Genomic DNA, 17065 nt, shown 5'->3' on the forward strand with positions numbered 1-17065 from the left:
AATCCTGCACGGCGCCGATAACACGGCAGGGGGCGAGGCGGCGATGTCCGTCATCGACATGCCTGCTCCAGTGCGTGCCCGCTTGTCTCCCATCCTCGCCTTCCACGCTTTCGCGCTACCAGCCTGGCCAGAGCCTTCATGACTGACATTCCTCTCCTGAGTTCCAGTTATTCGCGCTACGCGGCGCGCGTCTATGCCGCCCGAGCAGGGCTGGCAAACGAGGTCGAAACCCTCGCCGCCGCGCCGATCACACGCGAGCGCATCGTCGCGCGTCTCGACGCGTTGTGTCTGCAAGCAAGCGGCACGCCCGCCGGGTCCAGCGCGCCGCTCACGCTCACTGACGAGCAGTTGAAGAAGGCGCTGCGCCAGTTGCGCGCCGAAGTGATCTGCGCGGTGATGGAGCGCGACCTCGGCCGCGTCGCCGATGTGGCCGAAGTCACCGGCACCATGACCGATCTGGCCGAAGTCGGTATCCAGCGCGCGCTCGCAGTCGTGAGCGCCGATCTCGAAGCGCTGTTCGGCGAGCCGCGCGGCCCGAACGGCGAGCGCCTGACGCTCGGCGTGGTCGGCATGGGCAAGCTGGGCGGGCGCGAGCTGAACGTCTCTTCGGATATCGACCTGATCTTTGTCTACGAGGACGATGGCGAAACGACGGGCGGCCAGCGCTCGCCTATCGCCACTCAGGACTTTTTCACGCGCGTGGGCAAGCGCCTGATCGGCGCGCTCTCGGACGTGACCGCGGACGGTTTTGTGTTTCGCGTCGACATGCGCCTGCGTCCGAACGGCGATTCGGGGCCGCTCGTGTGCAGCCTCGGCATGCTCGAAGAATACTTTTACGTGCAAGGCCGTGAGTGGGAGCGCTACGCCTGGATCAAGGGGCGGCTCGTGTCCGAGCGCGAGAGCGAAAGCGCGCAGCGTCTCGCCACGCAGCTCGACGCGCTGGTGAAGCCTTTCGTCTATCGGCGCTATCTGGACTTCGGCGTGATCAGCGCGATCCGCTCGCTGCATCTGCAGATTCGCCAGGAGGCGCAGCGCCGCGCCATGATGCGCCCCGACAAGGCCGACGACATCAAGCTCGGACGCGGCGGCATCCGCGAGATCGAATTCAGCGCCCAGGTGTTCCAGCTGATTCGCGGCGGTCAGGACGCCGGCTTTCGCGTGCGCCCGACCCTCGCCGTGCTCGGCTACGCGGCCGCGCGCGGGTTGATTGCGCCCGAGGTCTGCAATGACCTCACGCTTGCCTACAACTTCCTGCGTGAACTCGAACACCGCCTGCAATACCGCGACGATGCGCAGACCCACGCCATGCCCGTCGACGAGACCGAACGTGCGGCGCTCGCGCACGCGATGGGCTATGCGGACTACCCCGCGCTGATGGCCGTGCTCGAAGCGCACCGCGATAAGGTGGAGCAGCAGTTCGCCCAGATATTCTCCGACAAGGTGGGCGGCGAGAGCGGCTGCGGCGCGCCCGAAGACGGCGTGGCGGCGTGGATCTGGAGCGGTGCGCTCGCGGAAGAGAGCGCCGATGGCGACCTGCTCGCGCGCCTCGCGGAACTCGGCATCGACGATCCCGCGCCGCTGCTCGCGCGTCTGCGCGGGCTGTGGCAGTCGTCGCGCTACACAGGCCTGCCCGAGCGCAGCCGCCAACGTTTCGACAGTGTCGCGCAGCGCGCCCTCGAAGCCGCGCGCACGCTGGAGCCGCGCGAGCGGCGCGGCGACACGCTCGCGCGCATGTTCGACCTGCTCGAAGCGGTGATCCGGCGCGGCGCCTACCTCGCGCTGCTCACCGAATACCCGGACGCGCTCAACCGCGTGCTCAAGGTGTTGGGTGCCTCGCGCTGGGCGGCGGGCTATCTGATCCGCCATCCGCAACTGCTCGACGAACTGCTCGACGACGAAGCGATCTCCTCGCCGTTCGACTGGCCCGAGTTTTCGCGCCTCCTGCGCGCGCGCCTCGCCGCGGCCGCCGACGTCGAACAGCAGATGGATCTGCTGCGCCACGCGCACCAGGCCGAAGTGTTCCGCATCCTGCTCAACGACCTGGCCGGGCGGCTTTCGGTGGAGCATGTGAGCGACCGGCTCTCCGAACTCGCCGACGCGGTGCTCGACGTCACCATCGAAATCGTCTGGAAGCACTTCGCGAAACGCCATCGCGAGGTGCCGCGATTTGCGGCGATTGCCTACGGCAAGCTGGGCGGCAAGGAACTGGGCTACGCGTCGGATCTCGACATCATTTTTCTCTATGACGACGAGGACGAACGCGCTGCCGAGATCTACGCGGCGTTCGCGCGCCGGCTCATTACCTGGCTCACGACGGCGACGGGTGCGGGGACGCTTTTCGACGTGGATCTGCGTCTGCGGCCCAATGGCGAGTCGGGGCTGCTCGTGACCGATCTCGATTCGTTCCGGCGCTACCAGCTGCGCGAGGGCGATGCGGCCAACACGGCGTGGGTCTGGGAGCACCAGGCGCTCACGCGTGCGCGGTTTTCGGCCGGTGATGCGGCCATCGGCAATGCCTTCGAGGCGATCCGCGTGCAGGTGCTCACGACGCCGCGCGATGCCGCGCCGCTTGCGCAGGAGATCGTCGAGATGCGCCAGCGCGTCGAGGACGGTCACCCGAACCGCACGGCGCTCTTCGACCTCAAGCACGACCGTGGCGGCATGGTCGATATCGAGTTCACGGTGCAGTACTGGGTGTTGCTGCACGCGGCGCAGGACCCGGAGCTGATCCGCAACACCGGCAATATCGCGCTGCTGCGCGAGGTCTCGCGCTTCGGCTTGATGAGCGAGCAGGAGGCCGACACTATCGGCTCGGCTTACCGGCTCTATCGCAAGCTGCAACATCAATTGCGGCTCGATGGGATGGAGACCGCACGCGTCGATCCGGCGCGCGTGGAGCATGAGCGCGAGGTCGTGCTGGGATTGTGGACGCGGGTGTTTGGGGGAGGGGAGGAGGCTTGAGGTTCAGGCTTTAGGGTTGCAAAAGCCTCTTTTCCAGGACGTCTTTCAAATCCCGGCGTGTATCGACGATCACGTGGATGTAAATCTTCGGGTCGTCGATCTCGTAGATGATGCGGTTCATGCCGCTCACCACCTGCCGATAGTGCGGCACGCCGATTTCGGTGAGTTCGGCGGGAATCTGGCCGCTGAAGGGAAAGGCTTCGAGTTGCGCGATGTCGCGCTGGATTCGCGCGAACGTTTCGCGCCAGGTCTCGCCGCCGAAACGCGCGATCACATAGCGCCGCACGTTCTGCAAATCGGCGCGCGCCTGGGGTAGAAAAACGGCCTTAATGCGAGGCCGTCGTCCTTGTCCATTTGCTCCAGTTCTGCGAAGACCTCGCTCGCGGGCGTTCCGCGGCCGGCTTCAATGTCCTTACGCCCCAATGTCAGAAGTTTTAGCAGCGCGAGGGTCTGCTGCGTGTCCTCATAGCTTTGGGCGTCCTGCACCACAACTTTGGCTTCGCCGTTCTGCGTGATCAGCATCGGTTCACCGCTCTCGGTGATTTCGCGGACGATCGCTTTGGCGTGGCTCTTCAGATAGCTGATGGGTTTGACCTGGCTCGGTTTCATGTCGGCTCCACGGGGCGGCAAGTGCAATATAGACCCGGATTCGGACGGGTAGTGCGCGGTATCCACGGCGCTTTCGCCAAATGTCAAACCGCCCGCTTTTACGCGGCCAGCATCTCCTTCGCATGCCGGCGCGTGGTCGCGGTGATCTCCAGGCCGCCGAGCATGCGCGCGACTTCCTCCACGCGCCCCGGTTTGTCGAGCGGCGTGACCGCCGACACCGTGCCGCCGTTGCCGTCGCCCGCTTTCGCCACCTGGAGGTGGTGATCGCCGCGCGCCGCTACTTGCGGCAGGTGGGTCACGCACAGCACCTGGCGCGCGCGTCCGAGCTGATGCAGCAGGCGTCCGACCACTTCCGCGACGCCGCCGCCAATGCCGGTGTCCACTTCGTCGAAGATCAGTGTGGGCGTGGGGCTCGCGGCGCTTGCGATCACCGCGAGCGCAAGGCTGATACGTGCAAGTTCGCCGCCCGAGGCGATCTTTGCGAGCGGGCGCAGCGGCACGCCCGCGTGACCCGCGACGCGGAATTCGATCTGCTCCAGACCGTGCGCGCCGCCGATCGGCTCGCCATTGCCGCTGTTGCCGCCGAGCGGCACCAGCGCGATTTCGAAGCTGCCGCCCGCCATCGACAACTCCTGCATGCCCTGCGTGACCGCGGCGCCCAGCGCCTGCGCGGCGCCCGCGCGCGCGGTCGAAAGCTGGCGGGCTTCCACGAGGTAAGCCTCGTGCGCCTTCTCGGCGGCGGCGCGCAGTGCGTCGAGATCGGAGGCGGCGTCGAGCAGCGCGAGTTGCTGGCGGCGCGAAGCGTGTTCCGTGGGCAGCGACTCCGGTTGCAGGCGGAATTTGCGCGAGGCCGAATGCAGCGCATCGAGGCGTTTTTCGATCTGCGCGAGTCGTTGCGGGTCGAGGTCGAGCCGCTGCGCATAATGCGAGAGCGAGTAGGCTGCTTCCTGAAGCTGGATCGCTGCCGGTTCGAGCGCGGCGAGCGCGTCGCCGAGCGCACCATCGACCTCGGCCAGATCGCGCAGCTTCGAGACGATCGAGTTCAGTTGCGAAATCATCGCCTCGTCGGATTCCGATAGCGCGGTGAGCGCACCTTGCACCCCTTCGATCAGATTGACCGAATTCGACAGCCGCGTGTGCTCCGCGCTCACTTCCTCCCATTCGCCGGGTTGCGGCGCGAGTTTGTCCAGCTCGGCGAGCTGCCAGGCGAGCCGTTCGCGTTCGAGTTGCAGTTCACGATCGCGCGACTGCGCGGTCTGCACGGCGTAGCGCGCATCGCGGGCGTCGCGCCAGGCGCGCGTGACGCGGGCGGCCAGTTCGAGCAGGCCGGCATGCGTGTCGAACAGTTCGCGCTGGGCGTCCGGGCGCATCAGCAGTTGATGCGCATGCTGGCCATGAATGTCGACGAGACGCTCGCCGATGTCGCGCAACTGGGCGAGCGTCGCGGGCGTGCCGTTGATGAAGGCGCGCGAGCGGCCATTACTGTCCACCACACGGCGCAGGATCACGCCGTTCTCGGCGTCGCTGTTCGCGAGCGCCTGTTCTTCGAGCCACGCGGCCACATGCGGCGGCGCGTCGAATTCGGCGGTGATGTCGGCGCGGCTCTCGCCTGTGCGAATTACGCCCGCATCGGCGCGGGCGCCGAGGGCGAGCGCGAGGGCGTCGATCAGGATCGACTTGCCCGCGCCGGTTTCACCGGAAAACACGGTGAAGCCGCTGTCGAATTCGAGATCGAGCGCGGCGACGATCACGAAGTCGCGAATCGAGAGGTGACGGAGCATGGCGTCTTGAATCTGGCGGATGGCGGCGGGCGCCGGTTCGTTGGTTCGTTGTCGATGCCTGGCGGGCTGGGCATGGACGGGATGCGGCCGGGTCCGGATCGCCGTCGTCGCACGCTCAGCCCATCCCAGCGTGCGTCAGTCGTGGGGATCGGCCGGCAGATTCTGCAGCGCGGGCGGCTCGTTCCAGTGCAGCTTCTGACGCAATGTCCGGTAATAGCTGTAGCCGACCGGATGCAGGAAGGGCACGGTGTGGCGCGAGCGGCGCACTTCGATCACGTCGTTGAGCTCCACCGCTGTGAACGACTGCATGTCGAAGTTCACGTTGACGTCGCGGCCCGCGATGATCTGGATGCTCACCTTGCAGTCGTCGGGCAGCACGATCGGGCGGTTCGAAAGCGCGTGCGGCGCGATCGGCACGAGCACGATGCCTTGCAACTGCGGATGCAGGATCGGCCCCTGCGACGAGAGCGCGTAGGCGGTCGAGCCGGTGGGCGTCGCAACGATCAGGCCGTCCGAGCGCTGGTTGTACATGAAGCGGCCGTCCACGTGCACGCGCAGCTCCGCCATGCCCGAGAAGCCGCTACGGTTCACGACCACGTCGTTGAAAGCAAGCGCGTGATAGATCGGATCGCCGTCGCGCATGATGCGCGATTCGAGCAGCGAGCGCTCCTCGCGCTCGAAGCTGCCCGCGAGCAGTTGCGGCACGATCTCCTGCATGTCGGAGAACGGGATGTCGGTGATGAAGCCCAGCCGCCCGTGGTTGATGCCGATGAGCGGCGTGCGATAGGGCGCGAGCTGGCGGCCGATGCCGAGCATCGTGCCGTCGCCGCCGAGCACCACGGCCACGTCCGCACGCGCACCGATTTCGGCGATCTGCAGCGTGGGATAGCCGCTTACGCTGATCTCCTGGGCGGTCTGCGCTTCGAACACGACGTCGAAGCCACGCTGCGAGATGGTCTGGGCGAGCGCCGTCAGCGGCTCGCCGATGCCTTGCGTATTGCTGCGCCCGACGAGCGCAACGGTCTTGAACTGGCTCTGGATCTTCTGGATCTGCATGCCGGCATTACACCATAGTCAGTGCGCGAAAAGAACCTGTCGCCACCCGCTCATGCCCAATGGGCGCGGCAAGGGCGCTGTCTGCACAGATGCCGGTGACGTGGCGTTGACATCCATGTGACGCGCGGGTGACGGCGCGCGCGATCAGCCAGGGGGCGACGGGTAGCGGTTCCCGTGTGCTAAAACCTGCTTTGCGAGCCGCTGGCGCTGCCCGTGCCGCCGTGCGTACTCGCCGCCAACCCGGCATTAGGCTAGAATTTTCAGTCATGCTAGATCCCCGCGCACAAACCCTCCTCAAAACGCTGATCGAGCGCTACATCGCCGAAGGTCAGCCGGTCGGCTCGCGCACGCTGTCGCGATACTCCGGGCTCGAACTGAGCCCGGCGACGATCCGCAACGTGATGTCGGACCTGGAGGAGCTGGGGCTCGTCTCCAGCCCGCATACCTCGGCGGGGCGCGTGCCCACGCCGCGCGGCTATCGTCTGTTCGTCGACACCATGCTCACCGTCGAGCCGTCCGCCGACGAGGACGCCCTCACGCGCGCGGTCAAGACCACGCTGCGTCCCGGCGAGCCGCAGAAGGTGGTGGCGGCGGCGGCGAGCGTGCTCTCGAATCTCTCGCAGTTCGCCGGCGTGGTGCTCACGCCGCGGCGCAGCCACGTGTTCAAGCAGATCGAGTTCATGCGCCTGTCGGACAAGCGCATCCTGCTTATCATCGTGACGCCCGAAGGCGACGTGCAGAACCGCATCATGGCGACCCAGCGCGACTTCACGCTGTCCGAGCTGATCGAAGCCTCCAATTACATCAACGCACACTTCGCTGGCCTCTCCTTCGACGAGGTGCGCCGCCGTCTGCGCGAGGAAATCGACGCCCTGCGCGGTGACATGACCTCGCTCATGCACGCGGCCGTGACCGCGACCACCGAAGAATCCGATACCGGCGAGACCGTGCTCATCTCGGGCGAGCGCAATCTGCTGGAGGTGGCCGACCTGTCCTCCGACATGGCGCGCCTGCGCAAGCTCTTCGACGTGTTCGACCAGAAAACCAGCCTGCTGCAACTGCTGGACGTGTCGAGCCACGCCCAGGGCGTGCAGATCTTCATTGGCGGCGAGTCGCAACTCGTGCCGATCGAGGAAATGAGCGTGGTGACCGCGCCATATGAGGTCAACGGCAAGATCGTCGGCACGCTGGGCGTGATCGGCCCGACGCGCATGGCCTACAACCGCGTGATTCCGATCGTCGACATCACCGCGCGTCTGCTTTCGCTCACGCTCAGCCAGAACTGAGCGCCTACACTGCGTGCGTTTTCGCGCACACCCGCCTGGCTGTATCTTCGCCCGCTGCGGCGCGTCGCGCCATTGGCCGAATGGCCAGCGTGGCTGAGTAGAGGGGAGTAGAGGGGAGTAGAGGGCCACCCCAAGGCCGCCCGCTATAATGCGCTCTCGTGCAACCGTTGCCGCGCCCCGCGCGTGGCGTCCCTGATCGCCTATGCGTTTCGACCTCGAGCGGCCCTTGCAGTCCGCCGTCGCGCATCGTGTCGCGGTGCTGCTCATCAATCTGGGTACGCCTGACGCGCCCACGCCGCGTGCCGTGCGCCGCTATCTCGCGCAATTTCTTTCCGATCCGCGTGTGGTCGAGATTCCCGCGCCCATCTGGCAGGTGATCCTGCGCACGCTGATCTTGCCGCTGCGCGGGCGTTCGTCGGCGAAGAAGTACGCGGCGGTCTGGACGCCCGAGGGCTCGCCGCTGCGCGTGCACACGCAGAAGCAGGCCGACGGCCTGCGTCATCTGTTGCAGATCAACGACTACACGGTGCTCGTCGACTACGCGATGCGCTACGGCACGCCCGACATCCCCGCGATGCTCAATCAGCTCAAGCTGGCGGGCGCCGAGCGCATTCTGCTTGTGCCGATGTATCCGCAGTACTCGGCCTCGACCACGGCCACTGCCTTCGACGCCGCTTTTGCTGCGCTGCGGCGCATGCGCAATCAGCCCGAAATCCGCACCGTGCGGGCGTACCACGACCACCCGGCCTATATCGGGGCGCTCGCGGCGCAAGTGCAGCAGTACTGGCATACCCACGGCCGCCCGGACTTCGCTGCGGGCGACCGGCTTGTGCTGAGCTTCCACGGTGTGCCTAGCCGTACGCTCGACCTGGGCGACCCGTACCACGATCAGTGCCAGCAGACCGCGTCGTTGCTCACGCACGCGCTGGGCCTCACGCCGGTCGAGTGCCGCGTGACCTTCCAGTCGCGTTTCGGACGCGCGCAGTGGTTGCAGCCGTATACGGCGCCCACGCTCAAGGAGCTTGGCCAGGGCGGTGTGCGTCGTGCCGATGTGTTCTGTCCCGGTTTCACGGCGGACTGCCTCGAAACCATCGAGGAAATCGGCATGGAAGTGCGCGACGAGTTTCTGCACGGCGGCGGCAAGGAGTTCCACCGTATTCCGTGCCTGAACAACTCGCCCGCGTGGATCGCGGCGTTGGGTGAAATCGTCGCGCAGCACTTGCAGGGCTGGCCGGTGCAACCGCCCGCCCACGCGGGCGCGGCGGCCGCCTGAGCGTCGCCGGAAGATTGTCAGCAGGACGTCACGTATGAACTACAAGATTTCGACAGAACCCGGCGCGCGGCTGCGCATCGACAAGTGGCTCTGGGCGGCGCGCTTCTTCAAGACGCGTTCGCTCGCGACGGACGCCGTCAACAAAGGGCATGTGCGCATTGGCGGCGAGGCGGTGAAGGCGTCGAAAGACGTGCGCGTGGGCGACCGCGTCGAAATCGAGATCGATCACGTGCGCTGGGAAATCGACGTGCTGGGGATTTGCGAAGTTCGCGGCCCCGCGAGCATCGCGCAGTCGCTTTATGCGGAAACCGAGGAAGGCCGCGCGCGGCGCGCGGCGGAACAGGAGCGGCGCAAGCTCTTTCGTGAGCCGGCCTCCGCGATGCACGGCAGGCCGACCAAGCGCGACCGCCGCACTATCGACAAACTTTCGCGTGAGGGTTGAAGAGCGCTTCCATCGTGGCGTGAACGCCACCATATTCCGTGGTGTTCTCGTTCACGGCGCCCGACATGCAGATGGTGGTGGTTCCGGCGATGAGTACCAGAGCGACCACCGAGATGGCAAAGGTCAGTTTCACGGTACTCCCCAGGGGATCGCTGCAAAACGGCCAGTCACATGGCCCGTGGTGTTCAGCGCGGGCCGGTTCGGTGGGGTGCCAAACCTCAGGGTAAACGCGCCGTGAGCAGCACCTGTTCCTGAGTGTAGGTCAGCCGCGCGGCGCACTCAATTTCATTTTTTCCGCGCTGCAGTAATGGTTGTAACCGGCGGTTTCGGCACTTTGACGATTGTCTAAAAAAGCGCCGCAAAGCCCTTGAAACAAGCGATCCGGCACCCATGTGCTGTCGCAATGTACGAAGCATCTGTCGCGGCTGCGCAACGCGCGCCGGGATGGCGGACTTGAGGGTCCACGCTTCGTTCCCTTTTTACTATTCAACGACGTTCAGCGACATGGAAAACACGCAAGAGAACCCGACGAGCCAGAACCCCACGCCCGCGGACGAGGCGTCGCAAGCCGCTGCCCAGCCGCAGGCTGAAGCCGCAGCGCAAGCGCCCGAAGGCGCGGACGCCGCGCTGGCCGAAGCGCAAGCAAAGATCGCCGAGCTGCAGGACGCCTTCATGCGTGCCAAGGCCGAGACGGAAAACGTCCGCCGCCGCGCCCAGGAAGACGTCACCAAGGCGCACAAGTTCGCGATCGAAAGCTTCGCCGAGCACCTGCTGCCGGTGGTGGACAGCCTCGAAGCCGCGCTCGCGCACGGTTCGGACGATCTGGCCAAGGTCAACGAAGGCGTCGAGCTCACGCTCAAGCAGCTCTCCGGCGCGCTCGAGAAGGGCAAGGTCGTCGCGATCAACCCGGTCGGCGAAAAATTCGACCCGCATCGCCACCAGGCGATCTCGATGGTGCCGTCCGAGCAGGACGCCAATACCGTCGTGTCCGTGCTGCAAAAGGGTTACGTGATCGCCGAGCGCGTGCTGCGCCCGGCCCTCGTCACGGTGTCCGCGCCTAAATAAGCGGCCCGTCACGGCCGATAACTGCCGTAACCGCCAGGCATCGAATATCGCTTCAAACGGCCTTCATGAAAGGCATTCGAAAGCGAAGGGTGGCGCATTTTCCCGAACCTCGCGACAATGCGCCGCCGATTCAAAAAAAATTGAAAAAAACTAACGAACGCATAGCCCAAAGCTCTTGAAAACGCCGTCTCGGCACTTATTTGGGCAGCAGTTCTGAATTTATTGAGCGTCACGCCAGCCAGCGGTCCCGGCGATCGAGCGGCGGACGCACAGCGGATCAAATTGGAGAATTGAGAAAAATGGGCAAAATCATCGGTATCGACCTCGGCACCACGAACTCGTGCGTGGCGCTGATGGAAGGCAATCAGGTCAAAGTGATCGAGAACTCGGAAGGCGCCCGCACGACGCCGTCGATCATCGCCTACATGGACGACAACGAAGTGCTGGTCGGCGCACCGGCCAAGCGTCAGTCGGTCACGAACCCGCGCAACACGCTGTACGCCGTCAAGCGCCTGATCGGCCGCCGCTTCGACGAGAAGGAAGTGCAGAAGGACATCAACCTGATGCCTTACCAGATCGTCAAGCACGACAACGGCGACGCATGGGTTGCTGCGCACGGCCAGAACCTCGCACCGTCGCAGGTTTCGGCAGAAGTGCTGCGCAAGATGAAGAAGACCGCTGAAGACTACCTCGGCGAGCCGGTCACGGAAGCTGTGATCACGGTTCCCGCGTACTTCAACGACAGCCAGCGTCAGGCAACCAAGGACGCCGGCCGCATCGCCGGTCTGGAAGTCAAGCGCATCATCAACGAGCCGACCGCAGCCGCACTGGCATTCGGTCTGGACAAGGCCGAAAAGGGCGACCGCAAGATCGCCGTGTTCGACCTGGGTGGCGGCACGTTCGACATCTCGATCATCGAAATCGCCGACGTTGACGGCGAAATGCAATTCGAAGTGCTCTCGACCAACGGCGACACGTTCCTCGGCGGCGAAGACTTCGACCAGCGCATCATCGATTACATCATCGGCGAGTTCAAGAAGGAGCAGGGCGTCGACCTGTCGAAGGACGTGCTCGCGCTGCAACGCCTGAAGGAAGCCGCTGAAAAGGCCAAGATCGAACTGTCGTCGGGTCAGCAGACCGAAATCAACCTGCCGTACATCACGGCGGACGCATCGGGTCCGAAGCACTTGAACCTGAAGATCACGCGCGCCAAGCTGGAAGCGCTGGTCGAAGACCTGATCGAGCGCACCATGGAACCGTGCCGCGTGGCGATCAAGGACGCAGGCGTGAAGGTCGGCGAAATCGACGACGTCATCCTCGTCGGCGGCCAGACGCGTATGCCGAAGGTGCAGGAAAAGGTGAAGGAGTTCTTCGGCAAGGATCCGCGCCGTGACGTGAACCCGGACGAAGCCGTGGCTGTTGGCGCCGCGATTCAAGGTCAGGTTCTGTCGGGCGACCGCAAGGACGTGCTGCTTCTCGACGTGACCCCGCTCTCGCTCGGTATCGAGACGCTCGGCGGCGTGATGACGAAGATGATCAACAAGAACACCACGATCCCGACCAAGCACGCACAGGTCTACTCGACGGCGGACGACAGCCAGTCGGCCGTGACGATCAAGGTGTTCCAGGGCGAGCGCGAAATGGCAGCGGGCAACAAGCTGCTGGGCGAGTTCAACCTCGAAGGCATCCCGCCCGCACCGCGTGGCGTGCCGCAGATCGAAGTGAGCTTCGACATCGACGCGAACGGCATTCTGCACGTCGGCGCGAAGGACAAGGCGACGGGCAAGGAAAACCGCATCACCATCAAGGCGAACTCGGGCCTGTCGGAAGCCGAAATCGAAAAGATGGTGAAGGACGCCGAAGCGAACGCGGAAGAAGATCACCGTCTGCGCGAGCTGGCCGATGCGCGTAACCAGGGCGATGCGCTGGTTCACAGCACGAAGAAGGCCGTGGCCGAGTACGGCGACAAGATCGACGCGTCCGAAAAGGACAAGATCGAAGCGGCACTGAAGGACCTCGAAGACACGCTGAAGGACTCGTCGGCCGACAAGGCGACGATCGAAGCGAAGGTCGAGGCACTGTCGACGGCGTCGCAAAAGCTCGGCGAAAAGATGTACGCCGACATGCAGGCGCAGCAAGCCGGTGCAGCGGGCGCAGCAGGTGCGGGCGCAGCCGGTGCCGAACAAGGCGCGCAGAACCAGGCCGACGACGTGGTCGACGCCGAGTTCAAGGAAGTCAAGAAGGACTAAGTCCAGACGCGACGGCTGCAACCCCGGTTGCAGCCGCAGCGGACGGGACAGCAGTGGCCGCATCGGTTACGATGCGCACTGCATTGCAGCGCCTGGCGGGCCTTCACGGCTCTCCGGGCACATTTGTTTTATGGAGGCTGTTCTTTTTCAGGGGCCGCAAGGGCGTGAAAGACGCGCGCGCGGGGTTCAAAAAGGACGGCTAACGGGTCACGAGATCCAGCATTCAAGAGGAGCCGGCGTGCGCGCAGCGTGCGGCCGGCGTTGAACCGATATGGCGAAACGGGATTACTACGAGGTTCTGGGCGTCGCGAAGAACGCGGGCGACGACGAAATCAAGAAGGCGTATCGCAAGCTGGCGATGAAGTATCACCCCGACCGCAATCCGGACAACAAGGATGCGGAAGAGCATTTCAAGGAGGTCAAAGAGGCCTATGAAATGCTGTCGGACTCGCAAAAGCGCGCTGCCTACGACCAGTACGGCCATGCGGGCGTCGATCCCAATATGGGCGGCGCGGGCGCACAGGGCTTCGGCGGTTTCGCGGACGCTTTCGGCGACATCTTCGGCGATATCTTCGGTCAGGCGGCCGGCGGCGGCCGCGGCGGCCAGCGCGGCGGCCCGCAGGTGTACCGCGGCGCGGACCTGCGCTACAGCATGGAAATCACGCTGGAGCAGGCGGCGCACGGCTACGAGACGCAGATTCGCGTCCCGGGCTGGAGCAGCTGCGAAATCTGTCACGGTTCGGGCGCGAAGCCCGGTACCAAGCCTGAAACCTGCCCGACCTGTCACGGTTCGGGTTCGGTGCGCATGTCGCAGGGCTTCTTCAGCATCCAGCAGACCTGCCCGAAGTGCCACGGCACCGGTTCCTATATTCCCGAGCCCTGCACGTCCTGCCACGGCGCGGGCAAGGTAAAGGAAACGAAGACGCTGGAAGTGAAGATTCCGGCGGGCATCGACGACGGCATGCGCATTCGCTCGGCCGGCAACGGCGAGCCGGGCATCAATGGCGGCCCGTCTGGCGATCTGTACGTCGATATCCACATCAAGCAGCATGCGGTGTTCGAGCGCGACGGCGACGACCTCCACTGCCAGATGCCGATTCCGTTCACCACGGCGGCGCTTGGCGGCGAGATCGAAGTGCCCACGCTCGCGGGCCGCGCGACCTTCCCGGTTCCCGAAGGCACGCAGTCGGGCAAGACGTTCCGTCTGCGCGGCAAGGGCATCAAGGGCCTGCGTTCGAGCATTGCGGGCGACCTCTACGTGCACGTGCAGGTGGAAACGCCGGTCAAGCTCACCGACCAGCAACGCGATCTGCTCCAGCAGTTCGAGAAGTCGCTGGTGGAAGGCGGCCCGCGTCACAGCCCGCAGAGCAAGAGCTGGTTCGACCGCGTGAAGAGCTTCTTCGATTGATGCGCGGCCTCCGAGGCCCTCGTGGCCTCCAGGCCCGCAGGCAGTACAGGTAGTCAGACAATGGCAGTCAATCCAGGCGGCGCGGTGTTCGCGCTGCTCGACGATGGCGACTCGACGGCGGTGAGCCGTTCGAGCCGCCTGTACACGGGGTTCGCGCGCGAGCTTGCCTGCGAGCGCGCGGCGGATCTCGACGCGGTGTGCGCGCAGGCACACGCCGCGCAGAGCGCGGGGCTGCATGTCCTCGTGCTTGGCGATTACGACTTCGGGCGCGCGCTCGTGCTGGAAAAGCACAGCGCCGCCACATCCGTCACTGAAACGCAGCACGGCCACGCCGCGCTGCGTTTTTTATTGTTCGAACGCTGCGACAAGCTCTCGCGCGATGAAGCCGATGCGTGGCTCGCCGCGCAGGAAGGCAGCGAGACGCCGCAGTCCGCGGGCATCGCGGGCGTGACGATGGGCGTCGATCGCGAGCGCTTCGAGCGCGATATCGACGCCGTGCAGCACGCCCTGCGCATTGGCGACTCGTATCAGATCAACTACACCTACCGGCTCGGTTTCGAGGCGTTTGGCGCGCCTGTCGCGCTCTATCGCCGTCTGCGCGAGCGTCAGCGCGTGCGCTATGGCGCGCTGATCGCGCTGCCAGACGACCGCTGGGTGCTGTCGTGCTCGCCGGAGTTGTTCGTCGAGAAGCAGGGCGAAACGTTGCGCGCGAAACCGATGAAGGGCACGGCGGCGCGCGCAACCGATCCGGCCGAGGATGCCGCCGCCGCGCGCTTTCTCGCCAACGACCCCAAGAATCGCGCCGAAAACGTGATGATCGTCGACCTGCTGCGCAACGACGTCTCGCGCGTGGCGCGAACGGGCACGGTGCGCGTGCCGGCGCTCTTTAGCGTCGAGTCGTACGCGTCGGTGTGGCAGATGACGTCGACGGTCGAAGCGAAGCTGCGCGAAGGCACGACTTTCGCCGATGCGATGCGCGCGCTCTTTCCCTGCGGCTCGATCACGGGTGCGCCCAAGCACCGGACGATGGAACTGATCGAGGCGCTGGAACATGGTCCGCGCGGGCTGTACACGGGCACCATCGGCTGGCTGGACGCTGCAAAGCCAGGCGAATCGTGCGGCGACTTCTGCCTCTCGGTCGTCATTCGCACGCTGACGCTCGGTGCCGCCGACGCGGCAAAGGGCGCGCTGCGCCGTGGCGAGATGGGTGTGGGCGCAGGCATCGTGCTCGACAGCGTGGCCGCCGACGAATATGAGGAGATGCGTTTGAAAGCCCGTTTCCTGACCGGAGCCGATCCCGGCATCGAACTGTTCGAGACGATGTACGCCACGCGCGCGCAAGGCGTGCGGCACCTCGAACGCCATCTCGTGCGCCTCGCATCGAGCGCGGCGTGGTTCGGTTTTCCGTGCGACGTCGACGCGCTGCGTGAGCGCCTCGCGCAAACCTGCGCAGCCTTCCCTGAGGACGATGCGCCGCATCGCATGCGCGTCGCGCTCGCGAAAAGCGGTGAGATCGCGCTGACTTCGGCGCCGCTCGCGCCGCTCGCGCAGGACACGGTTGGCGTGCTGCTGGCGCCTGATCACGGTTACGCGCCGGTTGCCTCCGCCGACGCGCTGCTGCTGCGTAAATCCACGCGCCGCGCCGAGTTCGACCGCGCATGGCGCGCGGCCGAAGCGCAGGGCGGCTTCGACATGCTGTTCTTCAATGAGCGCGGCGAGCTGACCGAAGGCGGGCGCTCGAACGTGTTCGTGAAGCTCGGCGGGCGGTGGTGGACGCCGCCGCTCGCTTGTGGCGTCTTGCCGGGCGTGATGCGCGGCGTGCTGCTCGACGATGAAGCGTTCGGCGCGCAGGAGCGCGTGCTGACCCGCAATGACGTGCTCGAAGCAGAAGCGCTGCTGCTCACCAATGCGTTGCGCGGCGCTGTACCTGCAAAGCTGATGCGCTGAGCGCCTGATCGGCACTCCATCGCTGCGCCCAACAAAAAAGCGCGTGCCACCGATCGGCACGCGCTTTTTTTACATCGTCAGGCAAGGCCGCGACGCGCCTCAGAACCGATGCTCGGGCCCCGGGAACGTGCCGTCCTTCACTGCCTTCACATAGGCGCGCACGGCCGCTTCGATATTCGGCTGGCCTTCCATGAAATCCTTCACGAAGCGCGGACGCTTGCCGGGGAAAATGCCCAGCATGTCGTGCAGCACCAGCACCTGGCCCGAGCAATCCACGCCCGCGCCAATGCCGATGGTCGGAATGCGCAGCTGCTTCGTGACTTCCGTGCCGAGCGCCGAAGGCACCGCTTCGATCACCACGAGTTGCGCGCCCGCATCCTGCAGCGCGAGCGCGTCGCGCACGAGCTGGGCCGCGGCCGCGTCGGTCTTGCCCTGCACCTTGAAGCCGCCGAACGCGTGCACCGACTGGGGCGTGAGGCCAATGTGCGCGCACACCGGCACCGCGCGCTCGACCAGCATCTTCACGGTGGGCGCGAGCCATTCGCCGCCCTCGATCTTCACCATCTGCGCGCCCGCGCGCATGAGCTTCACCGAATTGGCGAAGGCGTCCTCGGGCGTGCCGAAGGTGCCGAAGGGCAGGTCGGCGACAATCAGCGCGCTGGTTTGCGCGCGCGCCACCGAGGCCGTGTGATAGGCGATGTCGTCGATGGTGACGGGCAGCGTCGTCGTATGGCCCTGGAGCACGTTGCCGAGCGAGTCGCCGATCAGCACGGTATCGACGCCCGCGCGGTCGCACAGCGCGGAGAAGCTGGCGTCGTAGCACGTCAGCATGGCGATCTTTTCGCCCGCGTCGCGCATCGTCTGGAGCTTGGGCACGGTGACCGCGCTGCGGCTCGTTTCCTGCAGGTAAGTCATGGGGAAATCCTGGGATGATCCGATAGGAAGGGAGAAGCCGGACGGGCCGCCGCCTCGTCGACGCCTGGACGCG

14 protein-coding genes are annotated in these 17065 nt (G+C 65.5%); 8 read left to right on the plus strand and 6 right to left on the minus strand.

The genetic code is table 11. The annotated features are described in order from the left end of the window. Positions 1 to 138 precede the first annotated feature (138 nt). Positions 139 to 2961: a bifunctional [glutamate--ammonia ligase]-adenylyl-L-tyrosine phosphorylase/[glutamate--ammonia-ligase] adenylyltransferase gene (glnE, locus tag U5782_RS04565; protein ID WP_322042642.1), complete on the plus strand. Its 2823-nt coding sequence runs from the start codon at positions 139 to 141 to the stop codon at positions 2959 to 2961. A gap of 10 nt (positions 2962 to 2971) precedes the next feature. Here glnE and U5782_RS04570 read toward each other — a convergent pair whose 3' ends face one another. The 4 genes from U5782_RS04570 to U5782_RS04585 all read right to left on the minus strand — a co-directional run bounded on the left by U5782_RS04570 (position 2972) and on the right by U5782_RS04585 (position 6407). Further along, the gene (locus U5782_RS04570) at positions 2972 to 3247 is read right to left on the minus strand and encodes a type II toxin-antitoxin system RelE/ParE family toxin (RefSeq protein ID WP_322043068.1); all 276 of its coding nucleotides are present in this window, start codon (positions 3245 to 3247) and stop codon (positions 2972 to 2974) included. Then, positions 3232 to 3570, minus strand: a complete 339-nt coding sequence (locus U5782_RS04575) for a type II toxin-antitoxin system Phd/YefM family antitoxin (RefSeq protein ID WP_322042643.1) — start codon at positions 3568 to 3570, stop codon at positions 3232 to 3234. Before U5782_RS04575 ends, U5782_RS04570 begins: the two co-directional genes overlap by 16 nt. Before the next feature lie 98 nt (positions 3571 to 3668). Then, positions 3669 to 5351 (minus strand): DNA repair protein RecN, encoded by a 1683-nt coding sequence (gene recN / locus U5782_RS04580; protein WP_322042644.1) that lies wholly within the window; start codon positions 5349 to 5351, stop codon positions 3669 to 3671. Between the two features lie 135 nt (positions 5352 to 5486). Continuing rightward, on the minus strand, positions 5487 to 6407 hold the full coding sequence (locus U5782_RS04585; RefSeq protein ID WP_322042645.1) for an NAD kinase: 921 nt from the start codon (positions 6405 to 6407) through the stop codon (positions 5487 to 5489). A gap of 266 nt (positions 6408 to 6673) precedes the next feature. On the opposite strand from U5782_RS04585, the gene hrcA reads away from it, so the two are divergent. The 3 genes from hrcA (at position 6674) to U5782_RS04600 (ending at position 9408) form a co-directional block, all read left to right on the plus strand. Next, the gene (hrcA, locus tag U5782_RS04590; protein ID WP_322042646.1) at positions 6674 to 7693 is read left to right on the plus strand and encodes a heat-inducible transcriptional repressor HrcA; all 1020 of its coding nucleotides are present in this window, start codon (positions 6674 to 6676) and stop codon (positions 7691 to 7693) included. A 202-nt stretch (positions 7694 to 7895) separates the two neighbouring features. Further along, positions 7896 to 8966 carry a ferrochelatase gene (hemH, locus tag U5782_RS04595; RefSeq protein ID WP_322042647.1) on the plus strand — a complete coding sequence of 357 codons (1071 nt, stop codon included), beginning with the start codon at positions 7896 to 7898 and terminating at the stop codon, positions 8964 to 8966. Positions 8967 to 9000: 34 nt separating this feature from the next. Continuing rightward, complete coding sequence (locus U5782_RS04600; protein ID WP_322042648.1) at positions 9001 to 9408, plus strand: RNA-binding S4 domain-containing protein; 408 nt, start codon at positions 9001 to 9003, stop codon at positions 9406 to 9408. On the opposite strand, the gene U5782_RS04605 is transcribed toward U5782_RS04600, so the two are convergent. Then, a complete protein-coding gene (locus tag U5782_RS04605) occupies positions 9380 to 9541 on the minus strand; it encodes a hypothetical protein (protein WP_165841772.1) in 162 nt (53 codons plus the stop codon). The genes U5782_RS04600 and U5782_RS04605 overlap by 29 nt on opposite strands. 371 nt (positions 9542 to 9912) lie before the next feature. On the opposite strand from U5782_RS04605, the gene grpE reads away from it, so the two are divergent. The 4 genes from grpE (at position 9913) to pabB (ending at position 16077) form a co-directional block, all read left to right on the plus strand. After that, positions 9913 to 10473: a nucleotide exchange factor GrpE gene (gene grpE, locus U5782_RS04610; RefSeq protein WP_322042649.1), complete on the plus strand. Its 561-nt coding sequence runs from the start codon at positions 9913 to 9915 to the stop codon at positions 10471 to 10473. 299 nt (positions 10474 to 10772) lie between these two features. Beyond that, positions 10773 to 12722 (plus strand): molecular chaperone DnaK, encoded by a 1950-nt coding sequence (dnaK, locus tag U5782_RS04615; RefSeq protein WP_322042650.1) that lies wholly within the window; start codon positions 10773 to 10775, stop codon positions 12720 to 12722. Positions 12723 to 12993: 271 nt separating this feature from the next. Next, a complete protein-coding gene (gene dnaJ, locus U5782_RS04620) occupies positions 12994 to 14130 on the plus strand; it encodes a molecular chaperone DnaJ (protein WP_322042651.1) in 1137 nt (378 codons plus the stop codon). A gap of 60 nt (positions 14131 to 14190) precedes the next feature. Continuing rightward, positions 14191 to 16077 carry an aminodeoxychorismate synthase component I gene (pabB, locus tag U5782_RS04625; RefSeq protein ID WP_322042652.1) on the plus strand — a complete coding sequence of 629 codons (1887 nt, stop codon included), beginning with the start codon at positions 14191 to 14193 and terminating at the stop codon, positions 16075 to 16077. Between the two features lie 99 nt (positions 16078 to 16176). Here the strand turns inward: pabB and panB are convergent, their stop codons facing one another. Beyond that, positions 16177 to 16992, minus strand: a complete 816-nt coding sequence (gene panB / locus U5782_RS04630) for a 3-methyl-2-oxobutanoate hydroxymethyltransferase (RefSeq protein WP_322042653.1) — start codon at positions 16990 to 16992, stop codon at positions 16177 to 16179. Positions 16993 to 17065: the final 73 nt, after the last annotated feature.

The sequence above is a fragment of the Paraburkholderia sp. J67 genome, assembly GCF_905220265.1.
Lineage (GTDB): Bacteria > Pseudomonadota > Gammaproteobacteria > Burkholderiales > Burkholderiaceae > Paraburkholderia.

What these genes read in the sequence shown, in the direction of transcription:
- glnE (WP_322042642.1), top strand. Translation starts at nt 139, where the DNA reads ATGACTGACATTCCTCTCCTGAGTTCCAGTTATTCGCGCTACGCGGCG.
- U5782_RS04575 (WP_322042643.1), bottom strand. Translation starts at nt 3,570, where the DNA reads ATGAAACCGAGCCAGGTCAAACCCATCAGCTATCTGAAGAGCCACGCC.
- recN (WP_322042644.1), bottom strand. Translation starts at nt 5,351, where the DNA reads ATGCTCCGTCACCTCTCGATTCGCGACTTCGTGATCGTCGCCGCGCTC.
- U5782_RS04585 (WP_322042645.1), bottom strand. Translation starts at nt 6,407, where the DNA reads ATGCAGATCCAGAAGATCCAGAGCCAGTTCAAGACCGTTGCGCTCGTC.
- hrcA (WP_322042646.1), top strand. Translation starts at nt 6,674, where the DNA reads ATGCTAGATCCCCGCGCACAAACCCTCCTCAAAACGCTGATCGAGCGC.
- hemH (WP_322042647.1), top strand. Translation starts at nt 7,896, where the DNA reads ATGCGTTTCGACCTCGAGCGGCCCTTGCAGTCCGCCGTCGCGCATCGT.
- U5782_RS04600 (WP_322042648.1), top strand. Translation starts at nt 9,001, where the DNA reads ATGAACTACAAGATTTCGACAGAACCCGGCGCGCGGCTGCGCATCGAC.
- grpE (WP_322042649.1), top strand. Translation starts at nt 9,913, where the DNA reads ATGGAAAACACGCAAGAGAACCCGACGAGCCAGAACCCCACGCCCGCG.
- dnaK (WP_322042650.1), top strand. Translation starts at nt 10,773, where the DNA reads ATGGGCAAAATCATCGGTATCGACCTCGGCACCACGAACTCGTGCGTG.
- dnaJ (WP_322042651.1), top strand. Translation starts at nt 12,994, where the DNA reads ATGGCGAAACGGGATTACTACGAGGTTCTGGGCGTCGCGAAGAACGCG.
- pabB (WP_322042652.1), top strand. Translation starts at nt 14,191, where the DNA reads ATGGCAGTCAATCCAGGCGGCGCGGTGTTCGCGCTGCTCGACGATGGC.
- panB (WP_322042653.1), bottom strand. Translation starts at nt 16,992, where the DNA reads ATGACTTACCTGCAGGAAACGAGCCGCAGCGCGGTCACCGTGCCCAAG.